Annotated in this window: 23 protein-coding genes; 15 read left to right on the plus strand and 8 right to left on the minus strand. The window is 59.9% G+C overall.

Annotated features, from left to right (window positions below; genetic code table 11):
- The first annotated feature begins 148 nt into the window (after positions 1-148).
- Positions 149-1,213 (plus strand): aldo/keto reductase, encoded by a 1,065-nt coding sequence (locus CQ12_RS18675; RefSeq protein WP_057836774.1) that lies wholly within the window; start codon positions 149-151, stop codon positions 1,211-1,213.
- A gap of 75 nt (positions 1,214-1,288) precedes the next feature.
- Positions 1,289-1,534 carry a PilZ domain-containing protein gene (locus CQ12_RS18680; RefSeq protein ID WP_057836775.1) on the plus strand — a complete coding sequence of 82 codons (246 nt, stop codon included), beginning with the start codon at positions 1,289-1,291 and terminating at the stop codon, positions 1,532-1,534.
- Between the two features lie 83 nt (positions 1,535-1,617).
- On the opposite strand, the gene CQ12_RS18685 is transcribed toward CQ12_RS18680, so the two are convergent.
- Together CQ12_RS18685 and CQ12_RS18690 are read right to left on the minus strand one after the other, a co-directional pair.
- Entirely contained in the window at positions 1,618-1,908 is a 291-nt protein-coding gene (locus CQ12_RS18685) for a hypothetical protein (protein ID WP_057836776.1), read from the minus strand.
- A gap of 316 nt (positions 1,909-2,224) precedes the next feature.
- The gene (locus CQ12_RS18690; protein ID WP_057836777.1) at positions 2,225-2,413 is read right to left on the minus strand and encodes a hypothetical protein; all 189 of its coding nucleotides are present in this window, start codon (positions 2,411-2,413) and stop codon (positions 2,225-2,227) included.
- Between the two features lie 58 nt (positions 2,414-2,471).
- Here CQ12_RS18690 and CQ12_RS43930 point away from each other — a divergent pair, with 58 nt between their 5' ends.
- From CQ12_RS43930 to CQ12_RS18705, 4 genes are all read left to right on the plus strand, one after another.
- Positions 2,472-2,630: a hypothetical protein gene (locus CQ12_RS43930; RefSeq protein ID WP_157088316.1), complete on the plus strand. Its 159-nt coding sequence runs from the start codon at positions 2,472-2,474 to the stop codon at positions 2,628-2,630.
- 9 nt (positions 2,631-2,639) lie between these two features.
- Positions 2,640-3,806, plus strand: coding sequence for a Kelch repeat-containing protein (locus CQ12_RS18695; protein ID WP_157088317.1), 1,167 nt, complete (start codon positions 2,640-2,642; stop codon positions 3,804-3,806).
- A gap of 147 nt (positions 3,807-3,953) precedes the next feature.
- On the plus strand, positions 3,954-4,241 hold the full coding sequence (locus tag CQ12_RS18700; RefSeq protein ID WP_057836778.1) for a hypothetical protein: 288 nt from the start codon (positions 3,954-3,956) through the stop codon (positions 4,239-4,241).
- An 81-nt stretch (positions 4,242-4,322) separates the two neighbouring features.
- Positions 4,323-4,625 carry a hypothetical protein gene (locus CQ12_RS18705; protein WP_057836779.1) on the plus strand — a complete coding sequence of 101 codons (303 nt, stop codon included), beginning with the start codon at positions 4,323-4,325 and terminating at the stop codon, positions 4,623-4,625.
- 78 nt (positions 4,626-4,703) lie between these two features.
- On the opposite strand, the gene CQ12_RS18710 is transcribed toward CQ12_RS18705, so the two are convergent.
- Complete coding sequence (locus CQ12_RS18710) at positions 4,704-5,525, minus strand: acetoacetate decarboxylase family protein (protein ID WP_057836780.1); 822 nt, start codon at positions 5,523-5,525, stop codon at positions 4,704-4,706.
- A 200-nt stretch (positions 5,526-5,725) separates the two neighbouring features.
- Here CQ12_RS18710 and CQ12_RS18715 point away from each other — a divergent pair, with 200 nt between their 5' ends.
- Positions 5,726-6,322 (plus strand): TetR/AcrR family transcriptional regulator, encoded by a 597-nt coding sequence (locus tag CQ12_RS18715; RefSeq protein WP_057836781.1) that lies wholly within the window; start codon positions 5,726-5,728, stop codon positions 6,320-6,322.
- A gap of 21 nt (positions 6,323-6,343) precedes the next feature.
- On the opposite strand, the gene CQ12_RS42470 is transcribed toward CQ12_RS18715, so the two are convergent.
- Positions 6,344-6,661, minus strand: coding sequence for a PAN domain-containing protein (locus tag CQ12_RS42470; protein WP_083519363.1), 318 nt, complete (start codon positions 6,659-6,661; stop codon positions 6,344-6,346).
- Between the two features lie 328 nt (positions 6,662-6,989).
- Here CQ12_RS42470 and CQ12_RS18720 point away from each other — a divergent pair, with 328 nt between their 5' ends.
- The 8 genes from CQ12_RS18720 (at position 6,990) to CQ12_RS18750 (ending at position 11,493) form a co-directional block, all read left to right on the plus strand.
- On the plus strand, positions 6,990-7,232 hold the full coding sequence (locus tag CQ12_RS18720) for a hypothetical protein (RefSeq protein WP_245309992.1): 243 nt from the start codon (positions 6,990-6,992) through the stop codon (positions 7,230-7,232).
- Between the two features lie 43 nt (positions 7,233-7,275).
- Positions 7,276-7,467 carry a DUF3606 domain-containing protein gene (locus tag CQ12_RS18725; RefSeq protein ID WP_057836782.1) on the plus strand — a complete coding sequence of 64 codons (192 nt, stop codon included), beginning with the start codon at positions 7,276-7,278 and terminating at the stop codon, positions 7,465-7,467.
- Between the two features lie 386 nt (positions 7,468-7,853).
- Positions 7,854-8,105 (plus strand): hypothetical protein, encoded by a 252-nt coding sequence (locus tag CQ12_RS43935; RefSeq protein ID WP_157088318.1) that lies wholly within the window; start codon positions 7,854-7,856, stop codon positions 8,103-8,105.
- Between the two features lie 93 nt (positions 8,106-8,198).
- Complete coding sequence (locus CQ12_RS18730) at positions 8,199-8,522, plus strand: hypothetical protein (RefSeq protein ID WP_245309993.1); 324 nt, start codon at positions 8,199-8,201, stop codon at positions 8,520-8,522.
- Positions 8,523-8,953: 431 nt separating this feature from the next.
- A complete protein-coding gene (corA, locus tag CQ12_RS18735) occupies positions 8,954-9,919 on the plus strand; it encodes a magnesium/cobalt transporter CorA (RefSeq protein ID WP_057836784.1) in 966 nt (321 codons plus the stop codon).
- 50 nt (positions 9,920-9,969) lie between these two features.
- Positions 9,970-10,506, plus strand: a complete 537-nt coding sequence (locus tag CQ12_RS18740) for a hypothetical protein (RefSeq protein WP_057836785.1) — start codon at positions 9,970-9,972, stop codon at positions 10,504-10,506.
- A gap of 83 nt (positions 10,507-10,589) precedes the next feature.
- Positions 10,590-10,853, plus strand: coding sequence for a hypothetical protein (locus CQ12_RS18745; RefSeq protein ID WP_057836786.1), 264 nt, complete (start codon positions 10,590-10,592; stop codon positions 10,851-10,853).
- Positions 10,854-11,061: 208 nt separating this feature from the next.
- Positions 11,062-11,493, plus strand: a complete 432-nt coding sequence (locus tag CQ12_RS18750; RefSeq protein WP_157088319.1) for a hypothetical protein — start codon at positions 11,062-11,064, stop codon at positions 11,491-11,493.
- Between the two features lie 48 nt (positions 11,494-11,541).
- Here the strand turns inward: CQ12_RS18750 and CQ12_RS18755 are convergent, their stop codons facing one another.
- The 4 genes from CQ12_RS18755 to CQ12_RS18765 form a co-directional block, all read right to left on the minus strand.
- Complete coding sequence (locus tag CQ12_RS18755) at positions 11,542-12,780, minus strand: CHRD domain-containing protein (RefSeq protein ID WP_057836788.1); 1,239 nt, start codon at positions 12,778-12,780, stop codon at positions 11,542-11,544.
- Positions 12,781-13,738: 958 nt separating this feature from the next.
- Complete coding sequence (locus CQ12_RS18760; protein WP_057836789.1) at positions 13,739-14,632, minus strand: hypothetical protein; 894 nt, start codon at positions 14,630-14,632, stop codon at positions 13,739-13,741.
- A 171-nt stretch (positions 14,633-14,803) separates the two neighbouring features.
- Complete coding sequence (locus CQ12_RS43940; RefSeq protein ID WP_157088320.1) at positions 14,804-15,412, minus strand: tetratricopeptide repeat protein; 609 nt, start codon at positions 15,410-15,412, stop codon at positions 14,804-14,806.
- 207 nt (positions 15,413-15,619) lie between these two features.
- On the minus strand, positions 15,620-16,063 hold the full coding sequence (locus CQ12_RS18765; RefSeq protein ID WP_157088321.1) for a hypothetical protein: 444 nt from the start codon (positions 16,061-16,063) through the stop codon (positions 15,620-15,622).
- Positions 16,064-16,530 lie beyond the last annotated feature (467 nt).

Consider the following 16,530-nt stretch of genomic DNA (forward strand, 5'->3'; position numbering starts at 1 on the left):
TGCCTGCGACAAACGCGAAGCGTTTGCGCAAGGGAGCGAAGCGACGAAGCAATCCATACTTTCTTTGTAGAGAGATGGATTGCTTCGCTTCGCTCGCAATGACGGCGCCTAGCCGCTATGCTGTCCACCTTACGCGAGGACCCATCCCATGCAATACCGCCAACTCGGCCGCAGCGGCCTGAAGATTTCGCCGATTTGCCTCGGCACCATGATGTTCGGCGGCCCGACCGACGAGGCCACGTCGTCGCGCATCATTGCGAAAGCGCGCGAGGCCGGCATCAATTTCATCGACAGCGCGGACGCCTATAATGGCGGCCAGTCCGAACAGGTAGTCGGCCGCGCCATTTCAAACAATCGCGCGAACTGGATTCTGGCGACCAAGCTCGCCAACCAGATCGGCGACGATCCCAATCGCGGCGGGCTGTCGCGGCGCTGGGTGATGCAGGCGGCGGAAGAGAGCCTGAAGCGGCTCGGCACCGATTTCATCGATATCTACTATCTGCACAAGGAGGACCATGCGACGCCGCTGGAGGAGACAGTGCGCGCCATCGGCGATTTGATGCGCCAGGGCAAGATCCGCTATTTCGGCGTCTCGAACTACCGCGCCTGGCGCGTCGCCGAAATCTGCAACATATGCGACGACAACGGCATCGACCGCCCGATCGTCAGCCAGCCCTATTACAACGCTATGAACCGCATGCCGGAGGTCGAGCACTTCCCGGCCTGCGGCTATTATGGCCTCGGCATCGTGCCCTATAGCCCGCTGGCGCGCGGTGTGCTGACCGGCAAGTACAAGCCTGATGCCGCGCCCGACAAGGAGACGCGCGCCGGCCGCGCCGACAAGCGCATGATGCAGACCGAATGGCGGCCGGAATCGCTGCAGCTCGCGCAGGAGATCAAGCGCCACGCCGAGGCGCGCGGCATCAGCGCCGGACAGTTCGCGGTTTCATGGGTACTGAATTCAGCCTTCGTCAGCGGAGTGATCGCGGGCCCTCGCACGGAGGAGCAGTGGGACGACTATGTGAAGGCGCTCGACTATCGCTTCACGGCCGAAGACGAGGCGCTGATCGACCGGCTGGTGGTCAGCGGCCACCCCTCGACGCCGGGATTCAACGACCCGGCCTACCCGATCGAGGGACGGCGGGCGCGGACGGATGGCCATTCCCGGTGGCCTGAAAACCGGCTTGGCGGCGCCCACCACCCTTCGTTGTAGTAGAGTTCGAATGCACGGTAACGGGATAGTAACCTCGCCGTGGAAACGTCGCTGTTCAGGTGGAGGTCCATTGTGGTGGACGAGCACAGAACAGCACCCCGGCGGCGCCTGCTGAAGGCGGGCCGGATTTTGTTTGGCGGCGGCGCCACCATCGACTGCACCGTCCGCAATCTCTCCGAAACCGGCGCCGCTCTCGAGGTGAGTTCCCCCGTCGGCATTCCCGAACGCTTCACACTGGTGATCGAACCTGATCACATCCATGTGCCGTGCCGCGTCGTCTGGCGCAAGGAGACGCGGATCGGGGTTCATTTCGAAGTCTGATCGAGACAGCCGGCGTCGTGCGCGGCACGCGGCCGCGCACGACTATCGCGTGGCTATGGGAGCGAGTTCTCGCGCTCGAATGGTCAATGCCGGGATTCGAGGCTGACGATCACGCCGGTCGGCTCCGGCTCGTGAGGCGATAGCTTCGTCAGCGTCTCGTCGCTCCAATAGGCCAGGTTCACGATCATGCCGACCGGCGATTCCGGCTCGGAAGCCTCGGTCGGCTCCAGCACGTTGAGCCCGCCGCTGTCGATGAAGAACGTGTGATCGCCAAACATGCTGGCCAGTTGCGGAACCACCGGATGATCGTCGGGAAGCGCCTGGGCTTCGAATTGCGACAACGCGCGTTCGACCTGTGCCGAGTTCAATTTCATGCACGACTCCTTACCTGGCTTCTGGTTGGTGAGCACCGCATGACGGCCTTGGCCACACGCGGCTCTTCTGCGGAGGAATGACGTCAGGCACATCGGACCTGATCGCTCGCCCCCACCGGCGCCGAACGCCGTCCCGCAGGTTCGTTTTCAATTCCGCAAGCAAGCCGAATTGAGTTCGGGACAGTGGGGTCTCTTTGCGCCGGTTCAACCCGGCAACGGAATTATATTCGCAATGTTCCGCAGAAAGACAGGTTTGAAGTTTTTCACACCGGCTGGAACGCGAGGGAACCAGGCGGAACGTTGCAACCGCGCTGGTCTATCTTCCGTCGGGAATGGGATGCCGCCTTGCCAGTTCGTCGAGCGACAGATGCGCTTCCTCGTCGCTCAGCGCAAAACGGACGATGACATCCTGGCGGCCTACCTGCCCCCAAAGGCCATCCGACGACCATTTCTGCGGCGCCGGGCCGCGCAGGCCTTCGACCCAGACAAAATACCATTGCGTCATGAGACCACCTCTTCGGGGTTGGTCGAACCGAGTGCGTTTGCGATCCCTGGAGAAGATATTGCCGGACCTCGCAAGCGGAAAGGCCCAAATGGATGGCTCGACGCACCGACTGTCGCTACAACTTCCGGGATCGTTTTTCGAGGCGGAGGATGAGGACTTCGACGCGGTGCCGAAAATCGACATCGCGCACGGCGCTGTCGCATATCATGCAAATTGAGGAGCTCTGATGTCTTCATCATCCAATCGCCCCGGCCTGAACAGAAGAGCTTTCGTCGCCACAGCGGCCGGCGCGGCGGCTTTTCCCACGACGGTGCTGGCCCAGCATGCCGGCCATGGCACGCCATCGGGCTCGGCCCTGCCCGAAGCGAAACCATCCGCCGATCCGTTCGCCCGGCTTCAAGGCGGCACACCGCATCACCTCACGACCGAGCAGATCGCCCAGCGAAAGGTCGACAGTCCCGCGCCGAAGGGACCGCAGGGAAGCTGGGCTCCCAAGGCTGCGTTGCCGCTGCCGCGAAGCGAGATGGCGTGGGCCACGGCATGGGCGGGGCGGATGCACATCGTCGGCGGCTATGGCGAAGGTCGCGTCGACCGCGCCTATCATCATGTCTACGATCCCGGTGACGACCGGTGGTTCAACGCCGCGCCATTGCCGCGCGGCGCCAACCATGTCGCCGTCGTCGCGGATGCGGGGCGGGTTTACGCGCTGGGCGGCTTCATCGAGCAGAACCGCAATCCCGATCCCAATGCATTCGCCTACGATGTCGCCGCCGACAAATGGACAGTCATCGCGCCATTGCCGCGCTCGCGCGGAGCGGCCGCAGCGGTCGCGCTCGACGGCAAGATCCATCTGATCGGCGGCGCCGGCGCTCCCACCAACGAGCGCGCCAGCGTCGGCTGGCACGAGGTCTACGATCCGCAGGCCGACAAGTGGGAGATCCGGAAGGCGCTCCCGGCGGCGCGCGACCATGTCGGGGCCGTCGCGCATAACGGCATGATCCACATCATCGGCGGCCGCTTCAACACGTTCGAATACAACACCGACCTTCACCACGTTTATCTGCCCTTATCAGACACATGGAAGGAGCGCGCGCCGCTGCCGACGGCGCGTTCCGGCCATGGCCTCGTCGTCTACCGCGACCGCTTCTTCGCGATGGGCGGCGAATATGGCGTGCAGGACCGTGGGCAGATCTCGCAAGGCGCCGTATTCGGCCAGATGGAGAGTTACGATCCCGCCACCAACACCTGGCAGTCGCATGCGCCGATGCTGACGCCGAGGCACGCGGTGGGCGCCACGACCATCGGCGATGCCATCTATGTCGCCGGCGGCGGCGCAGTGACCGGCGGCTCGGTGCAGTCGTCGGTGCACGAAGCGTTTACGCTGGCCGGTTGAGAGCGCCTCCGGCGAATTGGCGAACACGTTCTTCTGCCGAATGCTCGGCAAGGCAAGCCGCCAGCCCGGTTCCGTGCCGGGCTTCGGCTTGAACCTTTTCCGGCCCGGCAGCGACAATCCGGATGATTGCCCAGAGGATTGCCGATCATGAATTCGCCAGCGCCAGCTGCCCACCCCGCATCGAATAGCCCTGCCCGTCGCATCGCCGCGGCGTTGATCCTGAGCGTACTGGTCTTTGCCGTGCTGTGGATCATGGTGTTCAACATGGTCATCTCGCTCTTGGTCGGCGCCGGCTGCTGCGTCGTGATCGTTGCAGCAGGCTCCGCGTCGGACGTGGTCGAAATGCTCCTCGATGCGGTGGCCTCGGTCGTCTTCGGCGTCGTGGCCGTGATCGCGGCGGTCGTCGGCGCGATTTTCAGCGTGTTCGGATTTTAGCTGCAACGTTCGTTCCGCCGTCTCCTCAACAGACGCGCTTGCGCTTGTTGGCACCGGCACGAAATCGTCTACTCTGTCGCGATGAACTGGCTCCTGGTAACGGCCGCTTTGGCCTGCAATCCCGGCGACCGCCTGGTCGACCTGCGCGACAAGATTCCACGCGGGGTGAACTCGCTCGACCTGATGGTCACCGTCGAGCCCTTCTATGCCCGCTTCTACATTTACCAGCCGGGATTTCCTGAGAGCATCCAGCACTGCTGCGGCAGCAAGCGTAGCTCGATCATCAGGGTGCCCGTCGTCGACGGCCGGTTCTGCATCCGGCAAAGCCAGCCGCAGATGAAATGGACGGTCCGGGCGCTCTCCAGGCCGGATATTCAGATGTAGGTGGGCGGAAGGTGCGCAGCGCCGGCGACCAGTGCGAGCCGTCTCCCCGCGTGCGCGGGATCGATCAGCGCCGCCGCGCTACGTCAGCACGCGCTGGTCACGGTAGGATTTCCCGCCACGCGAGAGCGTGACCGTGCCGCCACGCGCTTCGACGACCGGCAACGCGGCCAGCGCGTTCACGACGTGATGCAGGGTCGGCAGTTCCGACCAGCCTGCCTTGTGGAAGCGCACGGTGCCGACGCCGGTTTGCCGTTGCTCGATATGGTTGTCCGGGTCGGCGGCCGGCGTGAGCGTGACCTGGCACACCTCCGTCTCACCCCAGGCACCCGTGCGCGGCGTGTATTTCAGCATCAACGTTCCGTCCGAAGCGGTGGCTTGCCGGTGCGGATCTGCGTCCTGCAATTGCGAGACCTCGAGCTCGAGAAAGCGGAATCCCATCCAGCCCGCCGTGCAGATCTGGGCCCCGTTCCACCGACGCGGCTCCGCGATCTCGGCATAAAGCTTGGGATGCCCGATCTCGTCACGCCCGGTGATGATCGGATCGGCGAGATTCTCCCAGACGACGGCGAGAAACTTGCCAGTGGCCCGATCCCGCTGACCTCTGAACGTCACCGGCCAGCTGACCCAGATCATCGTGTAGCCGCGCCCGGCAAGCCAGTCGATGTCGGTCATGTGATGAAATTCGACCGTGACCACCGGCTCGCCGGCCAGCGTAAACCCGTCAGGCAGATGCTGTTCCAGCAGCACGGGATCGGTCAGGAAACTCGCCGCGACGGAGAGGCGTCGTGGACTGCGCTTCGGGTCGCGCGTAACGCCATCCGGCATTTGGCGGGGTCCCGGCGCCGGGCCGAAATGCGTCGGCATGCGGTAGATGCGGCCGGCCTCGAAACGGTAGCTCATTGTGGGCCTCCCCGCGGCAGCATATCGGGCAGCCGACGCGCGTCATTGCGGGGTGGTTCAACTCATTGACGAAATGAGCTATCAACCCCAATTGGTTTTTGACACACTGTCCAAAAATCACATTATTGACATCGCGTCAAATACTTTTTGGTGCGTATCATCCATCGGGATTGCGCCTATTGGGTGCAGAGGAGAGAAACGTGAGGCCGCGAGAGTTTGACCACGACGACGTCTTGCGAATCGCGTTCGAGCAGTTCTGGCGCAAGGGAGTGCGGGGAACGTCGCTCTCCGACATCGCGCGTGACGCGGGTGTCCAGCGGGGCAGCCTGTACAACGCCTTTGGCAGCAAGGAAGCGCTGTTTCTGGCCGCCTACGAGCGCTATGCGAGCGAATATCTGAGCTCGCTGCAAAAGGTGCTCGGCTCCGGGACGTTGCGCGCGCGCCTCACGGCGTATTTCGATGCGGCCATCAAGAACTTCCGCTCCGGCTCGCCGCCCCGCGGCTGCCCGACCACACGGGGGCTGATGGAGTTGGGGTCGGCCGAAGGCGAAGGGCTGGACGAAAACGCGCGCCAGGCATTTGCGGATCTGGTGGCGCGCATCACCGGTCTGGTTCAGAACGCGTTGGCAGATGGCGTCAAGCGAGGTGAGTTCAACGGCGACCCCGCGACCGCCGCGCTGCACATCGTCACCGTGACGCGCGGACTAGCCGTGCTCGAACGCGCCTTCGGCGACGAGGCACAGCTTCGCAAGATTGCGAAGCACACCGTCGATCTCGTGCTCGGCAAGAGCCGCTGAGGGTTCGCACGTTCACCAAAGTCAGTCGATTATTACTCGCGCTATGCCAGATGTGCAGCATGCATTGGCGAAGGCGGGAGGGGTCGGGTTCTTCAGAAAACAACGGGCAGACGGCCCGTGGAAGCCGGGCTTCACGAACGTCCAAGCACGGCACGCGGGTGCCTTCAGGCAGAGGTTGCGGCAATCTTGCGCATTGCCCCTGAGGGCGATGTTGCGGAAATCATTGCCGGGCCGATCCGTGTTCGGGCGGGATACGTCCCCTTGCGCCGACGCGGTGCCGGAAACTCCTGAAAAGGCGATAACCAATGCGGATGCGATTATCAGACAGCGGAGATACATGGCAACCTCCTGAGGCAATCTCCTAAATTCGCTACTTAGGCGCTTTCCGATCGCAACCCGATATGAACTGCCTCACATGCTTGCCGTCATTCACGCAATCGGCATTACGGTGGCAGCGGGCGCGCGAAGCACATAGCCCGCATGTGCGATGCGATATGCGGGATGGGCACCAACCTGGATATCGCTTTCGCTTGCATTGAAGGGCAAATCAGCGGCAGCAGGCCGTACGCGGGATTTGGCTTGCGCGCGACCGGCCGCAACGTCGAGCCGTTCTATGCCTCGTCCACACCTACCAGCCGCGCTTTTTTGCGGAACAGAACGAGACGCGATGACGTTGCCCGTCATGAGCGAGATGCTGGCAAACCTTGTAGCAGACGCCTTTCAGATTGCCTGGGACTACCTTGAGGCAACCGACGAGCTCGGGAGCCCTGACATTGCAGCCAACCATCTGCTCGATACAATGGAAGCGATGATCAAATGCGGAGAGCGGCGACGCTTGATGCTCGCGAACCATGCCATCAGCGCCTACCAGCGCTTCAGGGCGGAGCAACTGACCTCCCTCGCCTCGTAGGAACAGGCCATTCCCCCGCGCGTTTGCCCTTCGGAGGTGTGCAATGGACAATCTCACGAAGAGAGACCAGCCCGACCGCAGCAAGATCAACATGCACGAGGACTATGAGGTCAAGCATTGGACCAAGGCGCTCGGCGTGACGAAGAAGGAGTTGCAGAAGGCTGTCGACAAGGTCGGCAATTCAGCCGCCGCGGTGCGCAAGGAGCTTGGCCTGTTGGGTGTGTCTCACTCGTGATCGACCCAAAAGCCCTGTGTTTCGGCGTTGGATGGATTTGCGAGACCATCCCAAGAGCGCATGGGGCGAAGAGACCGGCTGTCATTGCTGACAGCACCCTGCCTCGCGAATGTCAGCAGGCCAGCTCATTGAGGTGAAGGCCCCCTGGGGCGCGAAGCGCCGTGGGGGCCTTTTGCTTTAATGGCTGGCGCCACCCCGCATGTCGCAGAGCCTGTCATCACTACGCGAGCGCAATTGCGCTCGTCGCGGGGTGCGCATTTGCGCGACACGCTGGCTCATGCGGGCTACGCTTGCTAGACCCGCGCTTTAGTAGTTGTATACCGCCGATCAACGCGCGCTGAGCAATCGACAGATGTCGTCACCCAAACAGACACCTGGAGTCGGCCATGACACGTTGGAGCGCGAGTGTCGTCGCACTGTTTCTGGTGAGTTTTCCTGGCCAAGTGAACGCGCAGGTGAATTGCGAGACGATACCGCGCGGACCGGCCCGCACCGATTGCTATCTCGGGCTCAGTCGGTTCTATCAGGGACAATCGGATCTCGCCGCCGCCAAGGCGCTGCAGCAATCGGACGACGCGTGGTATCGGGCCATTACCGGAACGGACCCTCCGAAACCCAGACCGCGCCGGCGGCGATGAGGTTTGGACTATGTTTGCACGAGAACGAGGAAGCCTGTTATGCGGTTACCTGAAGTCGCTGCTTTCGCGCTGATCATTGGAGCGGCAAGCTCGATGTCGGCATCTCCAGCGCTTGCCGCCCCCGACTGTCCAAAGTTGATCGGGCTGGTGGATTGGGGCGAGAATTCAACCGGTGACATCAGCCTCGCACCGGGAACGAGCTGCCAGTTTCCGATCCCGATGCGCGGTTCGGTAAGCAGTTCGGACATTCTGCAAAAGCCGAAATACGGCAAGCTGAAAAAGCTCAACCCGACGACTTACGAATACAGGGCGAAGAAAAGGTACACGGGAAACGATACGTTTACGATCAAGGCGACGGGACAGGGGCCGACGGCCTCCGGCTCGTCGGTCATTACCGTGAACGCCACGATCAAATAGGCTTGCCTGCAAATAGCGTTCCTTGCGTCCATCGCGCGGCGGGCGCATGCTGGCGTCCGCTTCATTTTCGGCAATGCGTCCTTCCCGGGAGGTTCGAACATGACACGGCAGCTTTGTTTCGCGACCATCCTCTTAAGTCTAGGCATGCTATTCAACTCACCGGCGGCAGCGCAGGAATGGCGCTGTGAAGACAGGGCCGCGAATTGCTTCGGCAGGTGCCCCGACAGGATCGGAGCTGTGGGCGACGACTGGAACGGCCGTGCGAGCAGATGTTTGCGCTGCGACCGGCAGCTCATCAAATGCGTGATCAACGCAAACCTGCGGCGGCATCGTTATTACTGAACGCTATGGTTTGCGCGTAGCGCTGCAACGCTGCCACAGTTTATGTGATAAGCGGCTTACCCTGATCGAAACATCCGGAGGAAGTCGTTGTGAGCGTCGTTGCAGCCCACCTTTATCGCAATGGCAAGAAGGTGAGAGTCGTTTCCCTGGACGAGCCGATCGACTGCAAGGGGAAATTCGAATTTGTCTGGATCGGATTGTTCGAGCCTTCGAAATGGGAGCTCGAGCAGCTTGAGAAGAACTACGGGCTTCATCCGCTCGCGATCGAGGACGCCTTCAAAGCCAACCAGATCCCGAAGGTCGACGTCTATGGCGACCAGCTGTTCGTGATGACGCGCACGGCTCACCTCGAGCAGGATCACATAGCCTACGGCGAAACTGCCCTTTTTGTCGGAAAGAACTTTATCATTTCGGTGCGGCACGGCTCCGCCCGGGCACACACCGAGCTCCGCACCCAGCTGGAAGCGGCACCCAGCCTGTTGTCCCAGGGTCCGGACTACGTTCTTCACGCCATACTCGACTTTATCGTCGACGGTTATCTTCCGATCGTCGAAACGATCGAGGAGCGCGTTCTGATCATGGAGCAGAACGCTCTCGACAACTTCCTCAGCCGCGCAGACGTCAAGCGGATCTTCGGCCTGCGGCAGGAGCTGATCCGTTTCAAGCGGATCATCGGCCCCATGACGGAGGTCTGCGGGCGGCTCGTGCACCTTGATACACCCTGCCTGGACGCCAACGCGCGCCCGTATTTCCAGGACGTCCTGGACCACGTGCGCCGCGTCGATGCGATGGTGAATTCATTGCGCGACGTTCTGACTTCGGTCTTCGAGGTGAGCAATCTTTTGGAGCAGCAACGCCAGGGCGTCATCACGCGGCAGCTGGCCGCCTGGGCCGCGATCTTGGCCGTACCCACGGCGATTGCCGGGATCTACGGCATGAATTTCGAGAACATGCCCGAGTTGAAAACCCAATACGGCTACTTCGTCGTCGTCGGCATTATCGTGCTGCTCTGCGCCGTGCTGTACCTGCGGTTCAAGCGCGCTCGATGGCTCTGATAGGTGGCTCCCACAATGGACAAGAAGCACTACCAACGGTGTGGGGAGCGATGACTTCGGTTCAATGGCTTGAGGGTTACACGCAGGCTGAGCTTGATAGCGCCCAACGTCGATTTGGTTTGGAATTTCCCCCAGACTTGATTGCCTTGTTAAGGGAGAAACGTCCGGCAAATGGACACGATTGGACGAACGATGCCGGCATAAGGCGGGCGCTTGCCTGGCCGTTTGAAGGACTTCTGTTCGACGTTGAACAGAATCACCTGTGGTGGCCCGAGTGGGGAACGAGGCCAACCAACGCAAATGCCCGCAAGGAAATTTTGCAATCAATCGTTTCGCATGCGCCGAAGTTGATACCATTGATCGGGCACCGATATTTGCCGGAAGAACCCCGCGAGCAAGGCAATCCCGTATTCTCCGTCTATCAGGCCGACGTGATTTACTACGGAGCTAACTTGACGGACTATTTTGAGCGAGAGTTTCTCGGGTACACCCATCGTCCCTGGAGCCAACCAACCAAGCACATCCCATTTTGGTCGGACCTTGTGGAGCGGAACGGCGACCGAAATTTCGTCGCGAGCGAGCCATAACCTTTTTGCCAAGCAAGTAGCCCGCATGAGCGACGCAATATGCGGGAATCGGCACAAACCAAGGCCCAGATTTCGCTCTCGCCATGACAGAGAACAAGATCATAGCGGTAAACGGAAAGCGCTATTCCGTCACGCTGAGGCGGTTCGATCACTACACCGAGCCCGGCGGTCCAAGCTACCACGGCAATTATGTCACCATCGAAGGCAATGGGCTGGCCTTGAACGCCAGAAAGTATGATGACGAGAGCGAATTGAGCATTCAATCCGGAATCCAGGAATCAAATTCTGATGCCATCGAGATCGTCAGGGACATCGGATATTCAGAACCGATCAGCTTTTACTGCTGACCACGGACAACTTGTCCCCATACAAGAAGGTCTGAAGACATATCTCCCAAGTAGCCGCATCAGCTAAACGCCACGGGAAAGAAGCTGTTGAGACGTCTGGCAAAGACAAATTGGGCAGGAAAAATCTGGCGATAAGCATGCTTTATTTGACGGGAACCCATTTTCGGTATGCTTAGATCATCGCCAACGGAGCAGATGCGGTCAGCGAATGCAGTGGTACGTGATCTTCGTTTCGGTCGCCACGACCGGCGCATTTGGGTGGTTTGCGCTCGAACTCGTTGGCCGGCCTGTTCGAAATTTCCTCGATCTGCGACGGTCTGTGCGCCATAAAATGCCCTTTCTAGCTGATGTCGCGGCGCCACAGCCTCGCGAGACCTGCGTTACGTCTGAGCAGATCCGGCAATATGATACAGACTTGAAAAATGCGCGCGAGGCACAACGCACGCTGCGTGAATTGGCCTCTCAAATGCTGGCGTTCGCCGAGAGTGAAAGGGCAGCTTGTATTGCAATCAAGCCGTTTGGCTTTGATCCTTCGGCAGCTGGCAGCGGCTTGATCGGGCTTTCGAACACGCTCGACCGCCATGGGACCGACCGCGCCAGTTTTCGCAAAGATGTCGAACGGGCGCTGCGGTTTAGCTAGCCCGCGTGTTCGGAAGGCGGGCCGAAGATCCGGCCCGCCCGCGCCACCTCAAGCGGTCACGAGGAAGTTCGCGGCATTCAATTCGTTCGGAAGGAGACCCAGGAACAACACGTCGTTGCCCCCGCCGAGATCAAGGGTGGTACCCGAAGCTCCCGCGCTCAGATTGTCCAGCGGGTCGAAGTCGGCTCCAAAGCCTTCCAGCACCACGAGGTCCTGCGTCACGTCGAAGTCGGTAATGGTGTCATCGCCTCCTTCAGTCTCGCGAAAGATGAACTGATCGGCCCCACCGAAACCGGCGAGGGTATCGTCGCCGGCGCCGCCTTCGATCGTATCGGCAGCATTGCCGCCGAAGATGGTGTCATTGCCGCGGTCTCCGAACAGGCGGTCGGGGGCATGATTCGCCAGTTGCTGGTTGGCGACCGCCCGGATGAGGTCGTCACCGTTACCACCAAAGATCGTGTCGGCGGCAACGTCGCCGCCTCGCAGCGTGTCGTTCCCGGCATCCCCAAACACGACATCGCCCGTCGGGTCATTCCAGGCAATGAAGTCATCGCCGGCACCGCCGAAGACGGTATCCCTTCCGGCCATGCCGCCAACGGTGTCGTTGCCGCGACCACCGAAAACCAGGTCATTGCCGGCGCCCGTATTGATATCGTCGTCTCCCCGGCCGCCCCTGATGATGTCGTCGCCGTCGCCGCCTTCAAGTCTGTCGTTTCCGGCGAGGCCACGGATAATGTCATTGCCGCCGAGTCCGGGAAGGAAATCGTCGCCCGGCGTTCCGACGACGACATTGTCGTTGTCGTCTGCGATTGCGATCAACTGGCCCCGGATTTCACCCCCCATGAATTCGTTCGTATGGATGTTGAAATAGATCGGGACCTCCGATCCGACCTGAGCTGAGCCGAGTGCGCCAGCGAAGTTGGTGATTGAAACGTTGGCGGGGTCCGTGGTCTCCCATCGACCACTCACCGTCCAGGAGCCGTCCGTATTCAGGGCTATACTGAGGTCATCAGCGTCCTGTGCCGGATTGATCTGCCCGAAGACAACGGGCCCGTTTGCTCCTCGCACTCCATTGTGGAAATGCGTGGAGGTGACGTCGTCGTCGGTCGACGGCGTCTGGGCCGCACCACCCGTAATCAGGCCGTAGTCTACGCCGTCGATGTTGAACGTGTAACTCGCGGCAACCTCCGTGCTGTCGAAGATGACAGTGCCGAGACCGCTTGCAGTCGAGTTGTTCGGGGGGACTTCCTGAGTGCCTTCGAGAACCACGCGGAACGCTGTGGACATGCGAGCCTCCTCTGCTCTTTGCTCAGCAGGTCTTGGCGGCCAGCGACGCCGGCGTGCAGGTGTGGCAAATGTTGTACCCGGCTCGGGCCGGTATGGATCGGGCGGCGCGTCGCTCCGCTTCGACTATCGCGGAATCGGCGCGTTGTCTGTCTCGCGGTATTCAGCCGAGAACAATGGATCGCTGGATCGCGCCAACCTGAGTTCGCCGCTGTAGGCCATCGACCGGGCGTTATTGTGTTTTGTTTATTGCGATCGACGCATTGTGATCGATGCAATGTCCGGTTGCCGACGCTGCGCTTGTGTTCGGTTCCGACTGCAACTTTGTTCCGCGATCGCGATGTCGCATCCGCGGCTTCGCTCTTCGAGCTACGCCCGGACGAGCCTTCGCTCGGCAGACACTTTCAGGATGCGGGCTGGACTTGGGGCGAATGGTGCCCAGGGGCGGAATGTCACCTTGTCCTCGCTATCTCTAATACGCTGATTAACTTCACATATTTTCATGAAGATGGGGAGACTGTGTATAGGTCGCAGTGTCTTTTGTGTATAGGGGTGGCTGCTTGGCGTCTCCGACACCGCGCTGTCAGCTACCAAAACCGAGAAGTAAGGCGACGGCGTTGAGGTTCAAGGGAACCTCTCCAGACTCTACAGAGTCCGCTGGTGGAATCTTTTCCGGCCGCACCCACCCTACCGGACAGCCACGGAACCGAATCCACGGCCTTCTCTGGGCATTGAGGAATCAGCTGAGGGATCCAAAGAATTTGTGGCCGTCCATTCCTAGTATCCAGCACATCCGGCTCATGATGGCCAACCAACCATGACTAGTCCTTCAGAGTGCAGGGCAACTCCACACCAACCACTGCCTTCGAAGCCGTCCGCATTGCTTGCAAGGCAACGTCAGTCTCGATACCGGGACCAGCAGACCATCGTCCCAGTGGCCGGCGCCACCTTCATCGGAATCTCATCGTCGGTGTCGTCCCCGCGTTCGTCGGTTCTCCTGGCCAGCGATGTGCGTGTTCGACAGTGCACCAGCTTGACGATGCCGCGCTGCCATCCTCCTAGGCGTCGACATCTGCTTCAATCGCCTGAACGCATCGGTGATCAAGCGCCCAATCCGCCATACTTCCACATCGAGAACCGCAGAGAGCTCGCGGCGTGAGAGTCGAAGAGACTTACGAGACGACCAATCTATTGCGCCGCTGCCTGCCTCGATCGCGGGGATTTCCTGCACCAAGCCGCAGGCTCGCGCAAATCGAACAAGGCCATCCGCGCTCGGCACCTCGCCCGTCAGACCGCGCCGAAGGCCAACGATGAAATGTTGCAGAGGGTCTAGTGAGCGAAGGAGCTGCTCCAAATCAGCCTTGCGCCATTCCGATATGCTTAAGTCTTCTGGCCCCGCGAACTGCTCTTTATCGAGTTCAGTCTCCGGAACAAGCTTATATCCCCCGTATTGCTCTTGCAGAATGGGCCGCATAGTTCCGCCGTTGGTAACGTTGTAAGGATTGCCGACCAGATAGACGAGCCAACGGTGGAGGCCGACTTGCCCGGTGAACGGAAAGGCATGCGGCTCCGATGCTCCTATTTCCTGCATCGTCTTGGATGTTGCCTGCGCCGTGAGATTCTCCACGGCGCTTACAATTGCGTTCTGGATCGCATCGTCGACGTTGTGGAGGTACACCCCGGCGATCAGACAGCGCTTTTTTGCATCTTGCTCAAACTTCTCGTGATCTTCGCCAATAAATTGCGCAAACGCTGTCAGCACGGTGTCAACGATTTCACCGTTAGTCTTTTTGGTCGGCCCCTCGCTAGGAAAAAGCGCCTCTAGGATCTTCAGCTCGCAGGGAGTGAGATTCAAGGTCGTTAACCTTTCGATATTGGACGAGTACCAATCAATTACCTTGATGCGTACCTATCGCGTTCGCCGGCGTAGACGTTGCTACTGGAAAAACAACCAGTGCTACCGGAAGAGCAACCACTGAGGCAGAAAACAGTGCGAAAGCCACGAGTATGGATCGGGCAACCTTCCTCATTTCTCATTCCTCATCGTTCGGATCAGCGAAGCGACCTTTGTTAGGTCGGGATCGTTCTCAAGATGCTGTTTAAAGACATCATCTTCAAGAACCCACGCATAATCATCGAGAAGGCCTTTGATGCAGTTTCGCAGCTCGTCGTCGCTTGAGTAGCGAGCGTGAACTGACAAGACTGCAACGTGCGAAGTTGGCAAATTCGGAGCCAGGCTTCGCGCACGATAGGCTGCCATCAAAGCATCGCTGTAGCGATGTTGCGTCAGGTAAAGGGCCGCAAGATTTACATCGGTCTTTGCAACCTCAACAAGGCGAATGCTCCGATCATTTTCGTGAGCTTTGCGCGAGGCTTCATATAACTCGGTTTGAATGAGAGAGTCCGCCGCATATTGAGCAAGGCCATGATAACACAGCCCTAGAAGCCGGAGAGCACGTGGATCTTCACGGCAATGTGAGTCTTTCTTGAGAAGATCAATGCATTCTTGGTATGCACCGTTCAGTTGCATTGATCGAGCGGTAGATAGCAAGGAAGCCTCAACCTCCGGCGTATTTGGCGAGCTTCTTTTGTTTAGGCTCCAATGCTGGGCCCGCACCAAACGTTGCAAATCCATCTTGATTGGGTTTCCCTTTTTTAGCCTTCCTCTACATGAAGTAGGCAGATGCCCAATCGAGCATTCACATAATCGTGAGTTGGAGCGCTGCCGCCCGTGGCGGCTTGAGAGTGCCGAAAGCTGTTTTTTCCAGCACGCGCTGCCCACACGCCTAAGCATACGAAGAGATGAGCCGCCGAAGCTATATCCGGCAACTCATCCCCATAGCTAAGCTGCGATGCGCTTAGCGAATGCGGCATGGACCACTTCAGACATGTTGGTTTTGGGTGAGTAAGCGTTAGTTTGCGCATCAAAAGCCAGCGTGATGGTTTCGCCCGCGATGGCGGCTTCGAGCTCGTAGAAGCCGCTGGTCACGACTTCGGTAATCGTCAGCGATTCGAGGTTGTCCAGTGGTACAAAACCGCCGAACATGTAGATTCCATTGAGCGCGAACAACAAGATATTCACGAAGCTACCGTCGTCGATGAGCACGGCGAGACGGCTCGGGTCACCCTTGCTGTCCTTCTCAAGGTAGTAGGCTGCAACCTTACCGGCACGAATCTTTGCCAAGGGCGTGTACGGAAGGATTGCGGCTGCGTTATCACGCAGCGCCTGTTCTTCAAACGAGCGTGCTTCGGAAGCAATGCTGCGGTGGATATTGACTTTTATCACGGTAACCTCTTGGGTTGGAGTGCTGTGCTGACATCGCTGTCCCTGATAGAAGAGCCGAGTTTGCGATCCGCGCAACAATGAAAAAAATTGGACAAATGGTTTAGCCGTAGTGGAATTCCAGGCGGACGGTCAGGGGAGCTGAGTTGTCGTATCGAGTGACGGCCGAGTACGCGCCGCCGCGCTATTGGGAGCAGTTTGAGGAGCTTTGCGCCGACGTCTTCCAGTCACCAATTCGGCGATCCAGCCCTTGTAGGGCATGGTCGGGGAGGCCGGGCGCAGAGCGGCATCGATATCATCGCTCGCAACGGCGGCGTCTACCAGATCGGGCTGCAGTGCAAAAAGAAGTCGCGTTGGCCCGTGAAGAAGATGACCAGGGCCGATGTTTCCCGCGGCGGCAATCAATGAGGCTTCGAAGTTTGATCCTGCGCTGAGGGAATTCTACATCCTCACGACCGCGCGAGATGACG

The sequence above is a fragment of the Bradyrhizobium jicamae genome (assembly GCF_001440395.1).
Lineage (GTDB): Bacteria > Pseudomonadota > Alphaproteobacteria > Rhizobiales > Xanthobacteraceae > Bradyrhizobium > Bradyrhizobium jicamae.